At 65.8% G+C, this 16,425-nt stretch carries 15 protein-coding genes; 4 read left to right on the top strand and 11 right to left on the bottom strand.

Annotation, left to right across the window (positions count from 1 at the left end):
• Positions 1-62: 62 nt before the first annotated feature.
• The 4 genes from T5B8_RS15470 to T5B8_RS15455 form a co-directional block, all read right to left on the bottom strand.
• Complete coding sequence (locus tag T5B8_RS15470) at positions 63-1,079, bottom strand: OmpA family protein (protein WP_353180175.1); 1,017 nt, start codon at positions 1,077-1,079, stop codon at positions 63-65.
• On the bottom strand, positions 1,076-1,504 hold the full coding sequence (locus T5B8_RS15465; RefSeq protein WP_353180173.1) for a hypothetical protein: 429 nt from the start codon (positions 1,502-1,504) through the stop codon (positions 1,076-1,078). Before T5B8_RS15465 ends, T5B8_RS15470 begins: the two co-directional genes overlap by 4 nt.
• Before the next feature lie 73 nt (positions 1,505-1,577).
• On the bottom strand, positions 1,578-2,258 hold the full coding sequence (gene murU / locus T5B8_RS15460) for an N-acetylmuramate alpha-1-phosphate uridylyltransferase MurU (protein WP_353180171.1): 681 nt from the start codon (positions 2,256-2,258) through the stop codon (positions 1,578-1,580).
• Positions 2,259-2,266: 8 nt separating this feature from the next.
• Positions 2,267-3,256 carry an aminoglycoside phosphotransferase family protein gene (locus T5B8_RS15455; protein ID WP_353180169.1) on the bottom strand — a complete coding sequence of 330 codons (990 nt, stop codon included), beginning with the start codon at positions 3,254-3,256 and terminating at the stop codon, positions 2,267-2,269.
• 266 nt (positions 3,257-3,522) lie between these two features.
• Here T5B8_RS15455 and T5B8_RS15450 point away from each other — a divergent pair, with 266 nt between their 5' ends.
• The 4 genes from T5B8_RS15450 to rsmA all read left to right on the top strand — a co-directional run bounded on the left by T5B8_RS15450 (position 3,523) and on the right by rsmA (position 9,186).
• Positions 3,523-5,886 carry an LPS-assembly protein LptD gene (locus T5B8_RS15450; RefSeq protein WP_353180168.1) on the top strand — a complete coding sequence of 788 codons (2,364 nt, stop codon included), beginning with the start codon at positions 3,523-3,525 and terminating at the stop codon, positions 5,884-5,886.
• Positions 5,883-7,307, top strand: coding sequence for a peptidylprolyl isomerase (locus tag T5B8_RS15445; RefSeq protein ID WP_353180167.1), 1,425 nt, complete (start codon positions 5,883-5,885; stop codon positions 7,305-7,307). Before T5B8_RS15450 ends, T5B8_RS15445 begins: the two co-directional genes overlap by 4 nt.
• Before the next feature lie 6 nt (positions 7,308-7,313).
• A complete protein-coding gene (gene pdxA, locus T5B8_RS15440) occupies positions 7,314-8,318 on the top strand; it encodes a 4-hydroxythreonine-4-phosphate dehydrogenase PdxA (protein WP_353180165.1) in 1,005 nt (334 codons plus the stop codon).
• Between the two features lie 82 nt (positions 8,319-8,400).
• Entirely contained in the window at positions 8,401-9,186 is a 786-nt protein-coding gene (gene rsmA, locus T5B8_RS15435; protein ID WP_353180164.1) for a 16S rRNA (adenine(1518)-N(6)/adenine(1519)-N(6))-dimethyltransferase RsmA, read from the top strand.
• Between the two features lie 42 nt (positions 9,187-9,228).
• Here rsmA and T5B8_RS15430 read toward each other — a convergent pair whose 3' ends face one another.
• Genes T5B8_RS15430 through T5B8_RS15400 form a run of 7 tightly spaced genes read right to left on the bottom strand, consistent with a single transcriptional unit; the run spans position 9,229 to position 16,422 of the window.
• The gene (locus T5B8_RS15430; protein ID WP_353180163.1) at positions 9,229-11,079 is read right to left on the bottom strand and encodes a hypothetical protein; all 1,851 of its coding nucleotides are present in this window, start codon (positions 11,077-11,079) and stop codon (positions 9,229-9,231) included.
• 39 nt (positions 11,080-11,118) lie between these two features.
• Entirely contained in the window at positions 11,119-11,382 is a 264-nt protein-coding gene (locus T5B8_RS15425; protein ID WP_353180161.1) for a DUF3613 domain-containing protein, read from the bottom strand.
• Positions 11,383-11,410: 28 nt separating this feature from the next.
• Positions 11,411-12,166 (bottom strand): tetratricopeptide repeat protein, encoded by a 756-nt coding sequence (locus T5B8_RS15420; protein ID WP_353180159.1) that lies wholly within the window; start codon positions 12,164-12,166, stop codon positions 11,411-11,413.
• Positions 12,166-13,089, bottom strand: coding sequence for a type II secretion system F family protein (locus T5B8_RS15415; protein WP_353180157.1), 924 nt, complete (start codon positions 13,087-13,089; stop codon positions 12,166-12,168). The genes T5B8_RS15420 and T5B8_RS15415 overlap by 1 nt, the downstream gene beginning before the upstream one ends.
• Positions 13,086-14,012, bottom strand: a complete 927-nt coding sequence (locus tag T5B8_RS15410) for a type II secretion system F family protein (protein WP_353180155.1) — start codon at positions 14,010-14,012, stop codon at positions 13,086-13,088. The genes T5B8_RS15415 and T5B8_RS15410 overlap by 4 nt, the downstream gene beginning before the upstream one ends.
• Complete coding sequence (locus tag T5B8_RS15405) at positions 14,009-15,223, bottom strand: TadA family conjugal transfer-associated ATPase (protein ID WP_353180153.1); 1,215 nt, start codon at positions 15,221-15,223, stop codon at positions 14,009-14,011. The genes T5B8_RS15410 and T5B8_RS15405 overlap by 4 nt, the downstream gene beginning before the upstream one ends.
• Positions 15,223-16,422, bottom strand: a complete 1,200-nt coding sequence (locus T5B8_RS15400) for a CpaE/TadZ family protein (protein ID WP_353180151.1) — start codon at positions 16,420-16,422, stop codon at positions 15,223-15,225. The genes T5B8_RS15405 and T5B8_RS15400 overlap by 1 nt, the downstream gene beginning before the upstream one ends.
• Positions 16,423-16,425 lie beyond the last annotated feature (3 nt).

The raw sequence follows: 16,425 nt of genomic DNA, 5'->3' as shown, positions 1-16,425 counted from the left end.
TCAGCGGCGGCGAAGCCATTGAACACAGCTGACCAGGTCAGCTGTTTGAGTGCCGGATTGAATTAAGAGCCGGCGCGGGCGCGCTGGGCTTGCGGGCTGTCAGGCCCGGGCACGATTACCGCCTCGATACGGCGATTGGCCCGCCGGCCTTCGGCGGTATCGTTGGAGGCCACCGGGCGCGTATCGCCAAAGCCGCGCGCGCCGATCCGGCGTGCCGGGATACCGTTTTCCACCAGTTGCTGTGCCACCGCCCGGGCCCGCGCCGCCGAGAGCGCGAGGTTGAACGCACGCACCTTGTCTTCGCGGGTAGGCGCCTGTTTTTCCAGGCCCGGATTGGCGGCCACGAAGCGGTCGATGGATTCCGGCGACGGGCCGACGCTGTCGGTATGACCAAAAATCGCCACGCCTACGGTCGGATGTGCCTTGAGCAATTCGGCGAGCTGACGCACTACGACCTGGGATTCGGTTTTCATGCGCGCGGTGCCGGTTTCGAACGACACGCCGCCGAAACGATCCGGTACCACCTGCTGGCCAACCAGTGCCTGATCGGCCTTGGCGACAGGCCGCACATCGCGCGCACCACTGCCTGAAGCGCTAGCCGGTGCAGGCGTAGGCTGCTCGGCGGCGCGCGCCTTGAGCTTGTCGTTGACGGCGATCAGCGTTTCCAGATTGATCTCGCGAATGGCGGTATAGCGGGCGATCTCGGCCAAACGTTGGGCCCGGTGCGCCTGTTCGGCCACCTCGCCTAGCGCATCGCTGGCCGGGCGTCGCTTGCCGGCCAACGCCTGCCAGCCCTGTTCGGCCTGCTCGAAGGCCCTGCGTGCGCCCGCGAGTTCGTCGGCCGCATAATCCGCGACCTGCGGCTGAGCTTCAGCTTCGGCGAGTGCGGCGCGCGCGTCTTCGAGCGGCGCAAAACGCGCGTCGCCGTCCTGGACGCGCTGAATCTGGCTCTGCCAGGCCGCGTTCTGGGCATTGACCCCGGTCAACGCCGGGCTGGGCGGAACCACGTTGGATTCGAACACCGAACAGCCGGCCAGTACCGGGACCAGGCCGAGCGCAATCAACCAGGTATTTTTCATGGCGCGGTCTCCGTGGCCGAACCGGCCTGGCCATCGAGTTCGGCCTGCAGTTGGGCGAGTTTGGTCTGTACCGCCGTGGCCTGGGTCTGGGCCAGCGCGGCCCGGGCATCGAGCTCGGCGGCCTCGACCAGCGCCTCGACCCGGGCGCGCTCCTTATCGGTGAGTGCGCGATCGGCGCGGGCGGCGCCGAACAGAATATCGCGGGCAACCGCGATGCGCCGGCGGGCGGCATCCACCGTCCGCGGGGCGAACTCGTCGGCATCGGCGGCGCGCGCCTTGGCCAGTGCCTGCTCGGCCGGCGCGAGCGCGCTTTCGTCGGGCGCGCTGGGCGCGATCATCGTATGCGATGCGCAGCCGCTGGCTGCGAGGATCATGAGCCCGCAAAACAGTACCCGGATCAGCAAATTCGACCTACTCGCCGGCATGCGGCTTCTCCATTGTCTTGACGATGCACCTGCCCCATCGACTCTGCCTGGCGGGCGCGACAAGCCGGGGATTCTAACAGCGGTTTCGGCCTCGGCCACCCACGGCCGCACGGCGGGCCGCATCGAGCGCGCTGGGCCGCCCGACATCGATCCAGGCGCCTTGATGATGTTCGCCACTGGCCGTGCCTTGTGCCAGTGCCTTGCGTATGACCGCGGACAGCGCAAAGCGTTTCGTATCCATCGCGGCAAAACGCGCCGGGTCGAACACGCCGATTCCGGCATAGGTCAGGCGTGGCTCGTCGTCCACCAACCGGCCTTCGACCAGGCCGAAGTCGCCCTGGGCATGATGTTGCGGATTATCGACCAGCACGCAGTGCACGTCGGCATGGCGGCGTTCGTGCAGCCGGGCATAGTCGTAGTCGGTGAATACGTCGGCGCTGATCAGGGCAAACGGGGCTTCGCCCAGCAGCGGCAGGGCACGACGTACGCCGCCACCGGTATCCAGCTCGCCGGGCGTTTCGCGGCTGTAGTGCAGGCGCAGTCCCCAGGCGCGGCCGTCGCCGAGTGCATCGACGATCTGTTCGCCGCGATAGGCGACGTTGATCACGACGTCCTCGAAGCCGCCCTCGGCCAGGCCCTCGAGATGATGGCCGATCAGCGAAGTGGCACCGACCTCGATCAACGGCTTGGGCATTTCGTCGGTGAGCGGGCGCAGGCGCTCGCCGCGCCCGGCGGCCAGAATCATGGCTTTCATGGGCGCGCTCATGGGGCGGTTTTCGCCAGCAGGGGTGCCAGCGGGGCCAGCGGCTCGTAGGCCGCCACCACCGGCTCGAGATAGCGCACGAAGCGCGGCGTATCGGCCAGATAGCGCGGCTTGCCATCCCGATGGGCAATACGCGCAAAGATCCCCAGCACCTTCAGATGACGCTGCGCACCCATGAGCGCGAGATCGCGCTTGAAGGCATCGAAATCGTCGCCGACCGGAATATCGCGCTCGCGCGCGGCGTCCCAGTAATGGCGTACCCAACCGTCGATGCGCCCGGCCGGCCAGCTGATGAAGGCATCGCGAAACAGACTGGCCAGATCGTAGGTCACCGGCCCGTAACGGGCATCCTGAAAATCGAGCACGCCGGGCAGCGGATGGCTGATCATGAGGTTGCGCGGCATATAGTCGCGATGCACGTAAACCCTGGGCTGGGCACAGATTTCATCGAGCAGAAAAGCAAAGGCCCGGTCGATATCGGCATGCTCGCCGGCGGTGGGCGTATAGCGCAGATGTCGGGCCAGATACCAGTCGCGAAACAGTTCCAGTTCGACAGCGAGCGTGGCGCGATCGTAGTCGGCCAGCACGCCCGGCGCGCTCGCCTGTTGCCAGTCGATGAGTGCGCCGGTGGCCGCGCCGAACAGTGCGTCGGCATTGTCGGCATCGAGCACATCGAGAAAGGTCTTCGTGCCCAGATCGGTGAGCAGCAGAAAACCCCGCTCGTAGTCGGCCGCGAGCACGCGCGGCACGTTCAACCCGGCCGCGGCCATGAGTTCGGCAATACGCACAAACGCGGGATTGTCTTCGCGCTCGGGCGGCGCATCCATGGCGATATAGCTCGTCGTCTTGCCCGACTGTTCGACTTGCGCACGAAAATAACGCCGAAAGCTTGCATCCGCCGAGGCCACCGCCCAGCTCGGATCGGCGCCCAGTTGTCCGGCTACCCAGGCTTCAAGGGCGGCACGCCGCGGATCGCTGGCCACACTCATGCCGTACTCGCGACAGGCCGCGCGTGGCGTCGTTTTATTGCGGGTATTCCACCGGGTGCGCATAATCGGGCGAACTTGGGGGTTCGCTTGCGAACACAACCGCTTTCTGCGGCGCCGCTGCCTGGCCAACGGCCGGCGCGTCGTCGTGTCCAAGGGTGAGATATCCCGCCGTGATTCGTATCGCTGTTCACTATTGTCGTTTCGGTACTGGTCGTTTGGGTGCTGATCGTTTCGATACCGCGTGCCGTACGGGCCACGCCGCGTTGATGCGTGGCCGTTTTGCCCTGCGCCTGCCTGCACTCACGCCGCTGGTCATGAGCGTATCGCTGGTATGTGCGGGCACGCTGGCGGCCAAGCCTAGCATTGCCGCGGAGATGGGGTGTGCTGTCGACACGCCGCCGATCGCCCTGCCCGAGCCGAGCGCGGAGTCCACCCTGGTCGCCGATCAGGCCAGCCTGGAGAACGAGGTCGCCGAGGCGACCGGCAATGTGCGCCTGGAACGCAACGGTCAGGCGCTGGAAGCCCCGTTCGTGCGTTACGACCGCAAAAGCGGGCGCGCCCAGGCACGCAACGGGCTGCAATATTATCGCCCGGGGCTGTTCTTGACCGCCGACAACGGCGATGTGCTCATCAACGACGAAACCGGTGAATTCAATCAGGCCCGCTATTCGGTACTCACCAACGGCGGGCGCGGTGAGGCGGCCACTGTCAACGCGCTCGGCGCGGGCCGCTTCGAACTCACCGACGCCAACTACAGCACCTGCGATGGCGAAACCAAGGCCTGGCTGCTCTCGGCCGACCGTATCGAGCTGGATCGCACCACCGGTCGCGGCGAGGCCTTCGATACCGTCATGCGCTTCTACGGCGTGCCGGTGTTCTATTCGCCTTATCTGAATTTCCCCATCGACGACAAGCGCCATACCGGCGTATTGCCGCCGACCTTCGGCAGTACCAGTGATTCCGGCTTCGAACTGGCGGTGCCTTATTACTTCAACCTCGCGCCCAACTACGATGCCACCCTCGTGCCGCGCATCCTGGCCAAGCGCGGCCTGCAGCTGGGCGGCCAGTTCCGGTATCTGCAGCAACACCACCGCGGCGAATTCGATGGCGAATATCTGCCCAGCGACAACGAATACGACGATGACCGTGCCCTGTTCCATTTCGAACATATCGGCCAGCTCAGCCCGCATGTGGGTATCGAGGCCAACTACACGCGGGTCAGCGACGACGATTATTTCGACGACCTGAGCAACGGCCTGGCCGGCAGCTCGACCTCGCAGCTGGAACAGGCAGTACGCCTGACCGCGGTGGATACCGGCATCCGCTTTACCCTGCTGGCCCAGGATTTTCAGACGCTCGACGATTACGACAACGACAATCTCGACCGTGCCTTCAGCAACGACCCGTATAAACGCATGCCCCAGGCCCGCCTGGAAATGCTCACGCCAACCGCGCCGTTTCGGGCCGGCCTGGATGCCGAATTCAGTAATTTCCGTCGCGACGACGATATCGACGCCTTTCGCGCCGATGCGCGTCCGCGCCTGCTCTGGGGCGTGGATCGAGGCGGCTGGTATGCCAACAGCGAAGCCTCCTATCGGCTGACCCGCTACGACCTGCGCGGCTTCGACGAGACCGACAACTTCACCCGGGCCGATACCGGCGGCGACGACGTGATCACCCGCGACATCCCCCAGTTCAAGCTGGACAGCGGGCTGCGCTTTGCGCGCAGTTTCAACGACGGCTGGATACAGACCCTGGAGCCACGCGCGCAGTATCTGTATACCGGCTATGAAGACCAGTCGAATATTCCCATCTTCGACTCCGGCGTGGCCGACCTGCACTTCGACCGCCTGTTCGCCGACAATCGTTTCGTCGGTTCGGATCGTATCGGCGATGCCAACCAGCTCACCCTGGGCGTGTCCTCGCGCGTGATCGAACCCGAGAGCGGACGCACCGTCGCCAAGGTGGATTTCGGCCGTGTCACCGGTTTTCGCGATCTGCGGGTGAACATGCCCGGCGCTGGCGAAGTCGGCTACGGCGATCGCGGCTCCGACTATGTCGCCGGCCTCGAACTGCGCCCGACCGAACACATCAGTGCGCGCACCACCATCCAGTACGACCCGGACGACAGCCGCGTGAACCGCGCTGTGGCCACGGCCAGCTATCGCAGCGATGCCGGCTACCAGCTGGATCTGGGTTATCGGCGCTATCACGACTACCGCCCGCTGCGCGAAGTCACGCGTATCGACGACGACACCACCCGGACCACGCTCGTGCCCGGCGCCTACGAAAGCCTGGAGCAGACCGCGGTCGGGCTGCGCGCGCCGGTGACCGAAAATCTCGATGTGCTCGGGCGCTGGAACTACTCGCTCGAAGAAAACGAGAACGTGGAAACCCTGGCCGGCTTCGAATATCGTCCGTCCTGCTGCTGGGCGGGCCGCGTGGCCTGGCGGCGCTATGTCGCAGACAACGACGGCCGTCGCGATACCGCCATCATGTTTCAGTTCGTGCTCAACGGCCTCGGCCAGTTCGGCGATACGGTGCAATCTTTCGTCGATGACGATGTCTACGACGATCAGGACCGTGGCCGCAGTTCGAACAGCTCTTTTGATACCATCCGCTTCCCATGAGATACCTCCTCGCAACGGGCCTCGCGCTCGCGATCACGCCCCTGGCGTTCGTCTGCCTGCCGGCAGCGGCCCAGAGCCTGGGTTTTCCCGACGACTATTCGTTGATGAGCCGCTCGTCGGACCGCGCCGATGCTGCGCCCGCCCAACCCAGCGCCCAGACGCTGGACAAGATCGTGGCCGTGGTCGGCAACGGGGTAATCCTGGAAAGCGAGCTTGACCAGGCGGTCGCGCGTATTCGTGCTCGTGCCGGCCAGCGCGCCGATCAGATGCCGCCGAACATACTGCGTTCCCAGGTGCTCGATCAGCTGATCATGCAGCGCCTGCAGATCCAGCGCGCCGAAGAGCGCGGGATCGAGGTCAGCCAGCAGGAAATCGATGGCGGCATTGCCCGTATCGCCCAGCAGAACAACATGGACATGCAGCAGTTCATGCGCGCGGTCGCCGCCGACAGCAGCATGACCATGGACCAGTTGCGCACCCAGATTCGCGAGGAGCTGCTGGTCAGCAAACTGCGCCGTCAGGAAGTGATGTCGAAGGTGTCGGTCAGCGACGAAGATGTCGATCGCTATCTCGAGAACCAGTCGCTGCGCAATGCCCAGGATCGCGAATATCGCGTTCGCCAGATCCTGTTGCCGGTGGTACCGGGCGCGGATACCGCGACCATCGAAGCCGCCCGCGATAAGCTCGAAGCGCTACGCCAGCAGATCGTCGACGGCGATGTGGATTTTGCCGAGGTGGCCGCGGACTATTCCGAAGGCGAGAACGCGGCCGAAGGCGGCGACATGGGCTGGATGGAAGGCGATTATCTGACCCGTTCCCTGCGCGATGTGGTGCCGACGCTCGCCCCCGGCGAAACCAGCGAGGTGTTTCGCGACGACCAGGGCTTTCATCTGGTCCAGCTCGAAGACATCCGCGGCAACGGCGCGCTGGCCGATCAACCCAAGGTGATGGTCGAGGAGCTCCAGACCCGCCATATCCTGCTCAAGCCCAACGAAATCCGCGATGACGAGCGCACCCGCGAACTGGCCCGCCAGATTCGCGAACGCCTGGAAGCCGGCGACGATTTCGCTGCACTCGCGCGCGAATATTCCGACGACAGCGCCACCGCCAACCAGGGCGGCGATCTCGGCTGGGTACAACCGCGCAAGCAACGTCTCGACCCCGTCACCCGACGCCAGCTCGAAGCACTGGCGCCCGGCGAGGTCAGCCCGGTGTTCCAGACCAACGAAGGCTACGAGATTCTCAAGGTCACCGACCGGCGCGAGCGCGACCAGACCCGCGAAGCCGCGCGCGAACGCGTACGCCGTACGCTGGGTGAACAGAAATCGGTCGAGGAAGGCGAGCTGTGGCTGCGCAAGCTGCGTGACGAAGCTTATGTCGATGTGCGCATGCCCGGCTACCAGGCCACCGGCGGTGGCTAGCCACTCTTGAGTGCGACCGCCCGCCTGGCCTTTACGCCGGGCGAACCCGCCGGCATCGGCCCGGATCTGGCGGTTCGTCTCGCCCAGCGGCCCCAATCGGCACAACTGGTCGCGGTCGCCGACCCCGACCTGCTGACCGCGCGCGCGGCGGCGCTGGGCCTGCCGCTGACGCTCGAACCCATCGACTACGACAAACCTGCGCGCCCGCTTGCTGCCGGCACGCTGGCCATCGATCCGATTCGCTGTACGAACGCACCGCGTGCCGGCGTACTCGATCGCGCCAATGCGCGTTACGTGCTCGATACCCTGGATCACGCCACCGATCTGTGCCGAAGTGCGCGATGTGGCGCGCTGGTCACCGGGCCCGTACACAAGGCCGTGATCAACGATGCCGGGATCGTGTTTTCCGGGCATACCGGTTATCTTGCCGCGCGCTGTGCCAGCGATGAGCCCGTGATGATGCTGGCCACTGACGACGGCGCACTGCGGGTCGCCCTCGCGACGGTGCATATTCCGCTGGCCGCGGTACCGGCGGCGATTACCGCCGAATCGCTGACGCATACGCTGCGCGTGACCGAGCGCGCGCTGCGCGAGCGCTTTGGCATTGAACGACCGCGATTGCTGGTCGCCGGTTTGAATCCGCATGCCGGCGAAGACGGCTATCTCGGTCGCGAAGAGATCGACGTGATCACGCCGGTCATCACGGCCGAACGCGCACGCGGGCTCGATCTGGTGGGTCCGCTGCCGGCCGATACGCTGTTCACCCCGCACCGCCTAGCCGATGCCGACGCGGTCGTGGCGATGTATCACGACCAGGGCCTGCCGGTGATCAAGCATCTGGGCTTCGGGCGTACGGTCAATATCAGCCTCGGCCTGCCGATCGTGCGTACCTCGGTGGACCACGGCACCGCGCTCGAGCTGGCCGGCAGCGATAAAGTGGATTGCGGCAGCGCCCAGGCCGCCATCGATACGGCGCTGCGTATGATCGGTATCGAACACCGCCCAGCCTGACCCGATCCGGCGTTTTTCAAGGCTCACCTGCGGGTGGGCTGACTCACTCCTGCAACCGCGCGCCCGCGTTTGGAACAAGACCATGGCCCGGAAACGATTCGGACAACATTTTCTGCACGAACGCGGCGTGATTGATCGGATCGTGCGCCTGCTCGCCCCCGCGGCCGAGGATGCACTGGTCGAAATCGGCCCCGGTCAGGGTGCGCTGACCACGCCCTTGCTCGAGCACGTACAACGGTTGAGCGTGATCGAGATCGATCGCGACCTGATTGCCGATCTCGAAGCCCGGGCCGCACGCGATTCGCGCCTGGACGTAATCGCCGGCGACGCGCTGCGTATCGACTACGCGGCCCTGGCCGAACGTCGCGGCGCGCCGCTGCGCCTGGTGGGCAACCTGCCCTACAACATCTCCTCGCCGCTGCTGTTCGCGCTGCTGGCTAGTGCCGCGCCGATCGTGGATATGCATTTCATGTTGCAAAAGGAAGTCGTCGATCGGATGACCGCCGCCCCCGGCAGCCGCGACTATGGCCGGCTCACGGTATCGATGGCCGCCCGCGCGCGCGCCGAGGCCCTGTTCGATGTCGGCCCCGGGGCATTCAACCCGCCGCCCAAGGTGATGTCGTCGGTGGTACGAATCACTCCACGCATGCCGGATTTCGAGATTCACGACGACCGGCTGTTCGATGAACTGGTAACCGCGGCCTTCAGCCAGCGCCGCAAGACACTGCGCAACGCCGTGGGCCGTTTTCTCGATGCCCAGGCAATCGAAGCCTGCGATATCGACCCGATGCTGCGCCCCGAACGTCTGGCCCCGCATGAGTTCGCCAAACTGGCCAATCGGGCAAGCACGGCGCGCAGCAACGACTAAGCCGGGCGCCGCCGGCTGAAACCGTTGGCTTCAGGAGGTCGGCTAGATCGGTTGCGTGCTGCAGCGGGTCAGCAACCGCGCGAATGCCCGTGGCGAATACAACGCCTGTTCGTCGTCGCTGAACCAGAGCACACGATTATGGTTGATCAGGCGCGTGTACGGCTCGGGATCGTCGATCGGGCCGAGCAGTACCGGGCATTGCAACTGCTCGATACAGGCAAACCATTGTTCGCTGTCCGGTCCGACATCGGCGGCATCGACACAGGCGATATCGCAGTCGGCCGGCACCGGCTTGTCGTAGCCGGCCAGGGTCAGGGCGCGACGCACCGGCAGCGAGCTATGCACACCACGGCGCATCCGCGTACTCAACAGGCGCAGAATGAGGTCGTTGGGGTCCCGGTCGGTACGACGTAGTGCATCGCGCCATACCGCCTCGGCATCGGCAAAAGCGAGCATCGCACTCGGAATCGGCAGCACGATGGGTACGGTATTGATTTCCAGGGTGCGCCAGTTGCTGTGCAGCAACGAAAAGCGCCGCGCGATCCATTGCGTGAACGCGCGTAACGCGCCCTTCTGTTCGGCCAGACGGGTGAGCGTATCCGCATCGACGAGCCGTGTTTCCGGGGTGCGCCAGGCAAGCGCCGCACAGGCCCCGGCCAGCACTTCGCGCTTGGCATCGCGCCAGATCGGATAAAACCGCAGGTCCAGCGTCGCATCGCCGAGCCGTGGTTCGGCATCCAGGCGCGGCGCGTGCAATTCGGTTTCGACCGGGGCGGCCACCGCGGCACGTCGTTGTGGCGCTGGCTTGCTGGCCTGGGCGGGCGCGTCTTTGCCTGGCGTACGCTGCCTGCTCGGCGCCGACTTCTGTACAGCGGGTTGCGAAGGCGGCGGCTGTACGGACGGCTCGGCCTGCTTCGGTTCAGGCTGCTTCGGTTCAGGCTGCTTCGGTTCAGGCTGCTTCGGTTCAGCCGACTTCGGTTGGGCCTGTGCAGCGGCGGCGGGCGCGCGGGTCGGACTGGACGGGTTGCCCGGGGCCGGCGTTTCGTTCGCTGGCGCGGGTCGCTGCGGCTGGCGTATCGGCGGCGGCTCGGCGCGCTGCGGCCGGTCCGGTTCGCCCTGGGTAATCGGTTGCGCCGGTTTGCCGGCAGCCCGGTTGTCGCTGGATACGATCGGCTCGAATTCGTCTTCGCTGGCTTTGCGGCCCCGGCGCCGGGCCAGGCGCGAAAGCGGCGCGCGGGCGGTATCGGTGGCGGTACTCGCCTGGGGCGCGGGCTTGCGTATGCGCCCGGGCGTGTCGCTTGTGCTCGGCGCGGGCGACTGCTCGCGCGTCGAGGTGCTGGCGACCAGCGCGCCGAAGAACCCGACCAGCCCGGCGAGCAGCGCCGTCAACCAGATGATCAGGCCGACGCCGGCGCTCGCGAACACGTGGAACCAATCGACCCCGAACTGGGCGAAGCCGATGACACCGCCCTCGTCTTGGGCACGGATGGCCTGGGTCGCTTCGGCTGATTCCAGCCGATAATCCCAGCTGCGCAGACTACGCGCCGTGCCGGTACCGAGAAATTCGAAACGCCCCGAAAATCGCCCCCGCGAAACCAGCGTCACATTCTGTGCGTTACGCACGGTGACATAGTTCAGGCCCAGCTGCGGCTCGCCGAGCAGCGATTCGGCGGCCACAATCAACGCATCGGGCACGCGATCCTGGCGGATGTGCGTGGCGGTGGCTGCAGCGATCGCACGCTCGGCATCGGCCAGCGCCTGGCTGCGGGCAGTGCCGATCAGCTCGACCGAGCGCAGGGCCGCATAGCCGATCAGGATCAGGCACAGCGCGGCCAGCGCATACAACGCATAGCGCGACGTGCCGGCGGGATTGTCGTCGTTTGCGGCGAACATTTTCACGCGTTTCTACGCCTTTGGTTCGATGGACCGGCGCTAGCGGCCATCGCGTACATCGAAACCGTCGTTACGATCAAACTGCTCGGGTATCGGATGGCTGAAGCTCTCCAGATAGCGCTCGTAGCTGCGTTTGGCAGCCGGCTCGGGCATGGGCCGGGTGGGCGCGGCGGCGCGGCCGTCGCGCTGCAGGGCCAGGGCCTCACGGGTGCGCTCGCCGACCGCGTCCAGCGCCACGGCACCGGCGCCAAAGCTCACCGCCCAGCCGATCGCGCATGCCAAACCCGCCCGTCGTATGTTCATGTCGTCCCCGTCGATGTTCGCGATCGTCTCAACCGCCGCCGCCGCCAATCCCGACCGCCGGCGCCCCGCGCGGTCGCGAGCGCATGGGCGATACGCCGTCGGCATTGGCCAGACTGCGTGCCTGTTCGCGCAACCGGCGCATGAGATCGGCGTCGAGCTGTTCACGCGCGGCGATACGCCCGGCCTGCCGATCGGCCCCCGTCACCAACAGTAGCAGAATGTAGTTGTTGCGATTCAGTTCGTTAGCTTCATCCAGCTGATAGGCCGTGGCCAGTTGCAGGCGTGCTTTTTCATACTCGCCCGCCCGCAACAGGGCATAGCCGAAATCGCTACGCATACGCGCATTGGTCGGCATCTGTACGACCGCGCGTTGCAGGTGCGCCATGCCGGCCGCGCGATCCGTTGCAATCAGAATGAGGCCGAGACCATGGTTCGCCTGGGCGGCATAGTCGCTATCGAGCAACGACTCGTACAGCCCGCGTGCGGTATCGTCGTCGTCCATACGTCTTAGGATATCGGCACGAAGCAGACGGAGTTGATCGCTGGGCCCGAATTCGCGCTCGCGTGCCTGCAGATGGGCCAGCGCGGCATACAGGCGATCCTGGGCGATGAGTTCGCGAATAAGATCGGTATACAGCCGTGCATTCTCCTGCGGCCCGCGGGCGGCATCGAGGGTGGTATCGGCCATCGGCGTCACGGCCACGCGCTCATGCGCACAGCCGCTCAAGACCAGGCCGATACACACCGTCCCAACGGCCAGCCCACCGATTGTCCACGCACGCATCAGGATGACCCCAGTGCGGCCGAGATCGACATCAATGCCGGCCCGGCAATAAAAATCAGCAGCGGCGGCAGAAAACACAGCACGAGCACGATCGTCATACGGGCGGATGTCTTGTTGACCTGTTCTCGCAAGGCCATGGAACGACGCGATTGCAGTTCATTGAGGCTATCGAGCAACGGCTGACGGATTTCGCCGCCATAGCGTTCGACCTGACGCAGCACCGCGAACACGTTCTCCAATGCCTCGATTTCAAGCAGCTTGCCGGTTTCATGGAGCAATGGATCGGCGTCGGCGCCGGCCTCGATCTGGCGCACCAGCGGCGCGAGTTCGTCCGCCAGTGCCGGCATCGTGTCCCTTGCATCGCGGGCGAGTATGGCCAGCGCCTGGCGCATGCCCAGCCCTGCTTCGAACAACAGCACCAGCAGATTGATGAACAACAACACATCGGCCTCGATCCGGTCGCGACGCGCCCGTGCACGCCACCGCAATACAAAGCGCGGCAACAGCAATGCGACGATTACCAGCATCACCGCCAGCAATACGCGCATGGGCGGCGTCAGCGCGGTCGCCAGCGTCAGCAGAACCGGCGTGATCAAAAGCGCGGTAGCCACCGGCACGGCAAAGGACAACGCATGAAACATCAGCCGCGCGCGGGTCTGGCGCCAACCGGCCTGGGCAAGCAGCGTGCGCGTTTGCTCGCCGGCATTGAGCGCCCGCTCGATACGTACACCACCGGCGGCCATACGCGACAGCCACGGATGATCGCGGCGCGCGGCAGGCTCGCCGGCGGTGGCGGCCACGCCGGTATAGCGCGCGTACAGACGAGCCTCGCGGGCGCGCTCGAGCCAGAACAGCAAGCCGACGCCGAGTGCGAGCACCAGCGTGGCGACCGCGAGCGCGAAAAACAACGCCGCCCAACTCATGCGGCCGGCGCCTGCAGCCGACTGACCATACGCCAGATGAACATCAGCCCGAACGCTTCCAGCAGCAACGCCACAATGATGGCCACGCGCCCGCCGGGGCTGGCGAGCATGGCCGTATAATAATCGGGATTGCGCAGATAGAAGAACAGGCTGATCACCACCGGAATCGCGGCCACCACATAGGCGGAAAGGCGTGTTTCGCCGGTCAATGCCTTGAGTTCGCGTGCCGCGGCCTCCTGCTGGCTGATCGTATCCACGAGGCTGGCGATCACCCGCCGCATGGAGCCACCGTAGCGCCGGTTCACCCCTGCGCCCATGGCCAGCACATGCAACGCCCGCAGCTGGTGGATACGGGCAACGTCGGTGAGCACCTCGTCGACCGCCGCGCCCATACGGATCTGGCGCGATACGCTCAGAAACACGCCACGCAGCGGTTCGCTGCTTTGTATCGCACTCGCATACAGGCCCTGCTCGAATGTATTGCCAGCGCTCAGCGCGCGCAGCAGATGGCCCAGAAACGCCGGCAGCTGACGGTTGATACGTGCCCGCCGGGCGCGTTTGCGCTGGCCAAGCAGCAGCGCCGCGATGACCGGCAGCGCGCACGCCAGAGCCAGGCCGGTGGTACCCGCCGCTACAATCGCGAGCACGAGCACGACCAGCCACAGCGCCACGTACTGCCCCACGCGGGCAGGCGTGGCCGCGACACCCGCCGACCACAACCAGCTGCACAGCACTCTGAGCGGGCGGTTGCGTATGCGCTGCAGGCGTTGATAACCCAGTACGGCCTGTTCGGTTTCGTCGGCCTCGGCCAGACCGAAACGACGCTCGAGACGCTGTTCGCGCACCCGCCGGCGCGCCGCGATCAACAGGGCCAGCGCGCCGAGCAGCGCCACACAGGCCAGCCAGGCAAGCAGCCAGCTCATGACGCGTTCGACGCCGGGCCGGTAAAACGATCGTGATCGGCATCGAAGGCGAAAACACGATCCAGCGCGAGCTGATTGGCGACGAGCTCGCCCACGCGCTCGATCGATCGCAGACGCCGGCGCCCATCGGGCAGACGGGCGACATGCACGATCAGATCCAGTGCCGAGGCGATCTGCTGGACGAACATACGCTCATCGCCGGCAAACCCGGCGAATCCGGCCAGCAACTGCAGGCGATGGATAGCGTCCCGACAACTATTGGCGTGCAACGTGGTCATGGACCCGTCATGGCCGGTGTTCATGGCCTGGAGCATGTCGAGCACTTCATCGCCACGCACTTCGCCGAGGATGATGCGATCCGGGCGCATGCGCAGGGCATTGCGCAGCAGATCGCGCGCGCTGACCGCGCGTTCGCCTTCCAGATTGGGCGGGCGCGTTTCCAGACGCACGACGTGCGGATGCGCCAGGCGCAGTTCGGCCGCGTCCTCGATGGTGATGATGCGCTCGCCGTCGTCGATCCACTGGCTGATCATGTTCAATAACGTGGTCTTGCCCGAACCGGTGCCGCCGACCACGAGGATATTGTCGCGCGCGGCGATCCGTTCGCGCAGATAATCCACGATCTCAGCCGAGATCGAACCGCTGGCCACCAACTCGTCGACACCGAGCACATGCCGGCCGAACTTGCGGATTGATACGCACGGCCCGTCCAGCGCCAGCGGCGGAATGACCGCATTCACACGACTGCCATCGGCCAGGCGGGCATCGACCATGGGGGTGGATTCGTCCAGGCGCCGACCCAGCGGCGCGAGAATGCGCTGGGCCACACGCAGAATATGGCTGTCGTCGGCAAACCGGATCGGCTCGCGAACCAGCCGGCCGTGACGCTCGGTATACACCTGGGCCGGGCCGTTGATGACGATATCGTCGACCTCGTCATCGTCGATGAGCGGCTGGATCGGCCCATAACCGATCAACTCGTCGAGGGTGTCGTCAGCCAGGCAATGAATTTCGTGCTGGTTGATCGCGATCCGGTGTTCGTTGACATAGGCCCGCGCCTGGGCGCGCATGAACTCGGCGGCCTTGGCATCGGACCAGTGCCCGATATCGATACCGCGATCTTCCAGCAGTGCGATCAGGTGCAGATGCAATGCGCCCTTGAGCTGCTGATAACGCGCCGAGAGCCGGAATGCCGGGTCGCTATCGCTCATTATCGACCCGCGCGGGTGAACAACGCGGCCAGACCGCGGCGCCGGCGCGGCGGCGACACATCGGCCCCCACAATCCGTTCGGTCAGACGGGTTATATCGTGTACAAAGCCATCGTTGGGCGCATGCGCGAACATCGATTCGCCTGCATTCATGGCCGCGATGCGTTGCGCCGGCCGGCCGCCGATGGTCGCGGCGAGCTCCAGGTCCAGCAGTTCGGCCAGACGCTCGGGCGCGAGCCCCAGTTCGGCGCGGTAGTTGATGATCACAAGCGCGATATCGTCGATACGTGCGTCACGCTGGCGCAGCACGTCGAGCAGTGTCTTGTTCTGGCGGCTGCGCAGCACCGACTGGTCCGACACCAGCAGCGCACGGTCGCTGTGGCCGACCAGCGTCTGCAGCCGCTCGGGGCCCAGGCCGGCATCGACACTGATCACCACATAATCGAACAGCGAACGAAAGATCTCGAGCAGGCGCGCCAGATCGAAGCCGGCACGCGGCATCTGTGCCCAATCGAAGCCTTCGGGCAGGGCCAGCAGGTAGGTACCGTTATCCAGGCGCTGAAATGCGCTGTCGACAAGGGTTTCGTCGCAGCGTTCGACATCGCGCAGGATATCGAGGGCGTTGTAGTCGTGGCTGGCGTCGAACAGGATCGGCGCGGTGCCCCCGGGCAGCGACAGATCGAACAACAGCACCCGTTGCGCGGGGGTCTTGGCGGCGGCCAGCGCAAAGGCGATATGGCCCGCCGTGAACGCGATCAACGGCGACTGCGGCGCGCTGAACAGCGTGACCACCTGGCCGCCGGCGGGCGCGCGGCGCGGCGTGGCCGGCCCGTTTTCGAGCACCCGATCGAGCAGACTGCGGGCACGCGCCTCATCGCGCCCGGCCACGAAGAAATCGCGCGCACCGGCGCGCATGGCAGCCAGCACGTCGGCGTTATTGTCGCTTGCGCCCAGCGCGATCACAGGCAATGCCGCATGAGCACGTACGAGCTGCTCGATCATCGCCAGCCCGCGGCTGTTGTCGCGCTCGCCAAAGGCGACGAACACGACGGCAATATCCGGCGTGTCGTCGACTTCGGCCACACAGGCCTGCGGGTCGTTCGCATCCGCGGGCAGCACGGCGATATCGTCGCCCAGACAGCGGCCCAGCCAGGCCTGCCAGCCGGCGGCGTCAGCGAATAACAATGCCTGTAGCGCCATGTC

This window comes from Salinisphaera sp. T5B8 (assembly GCF_040361255.1).
Lineage (GTDB): Bacteria > Pseudomonadota > Gammaproteobacteria > Nevskiales > Salinisphaeraceae > Salinisphaera.
This window is presented reverse-complemented; position numbering and strand designations above follow the sequence as displayed.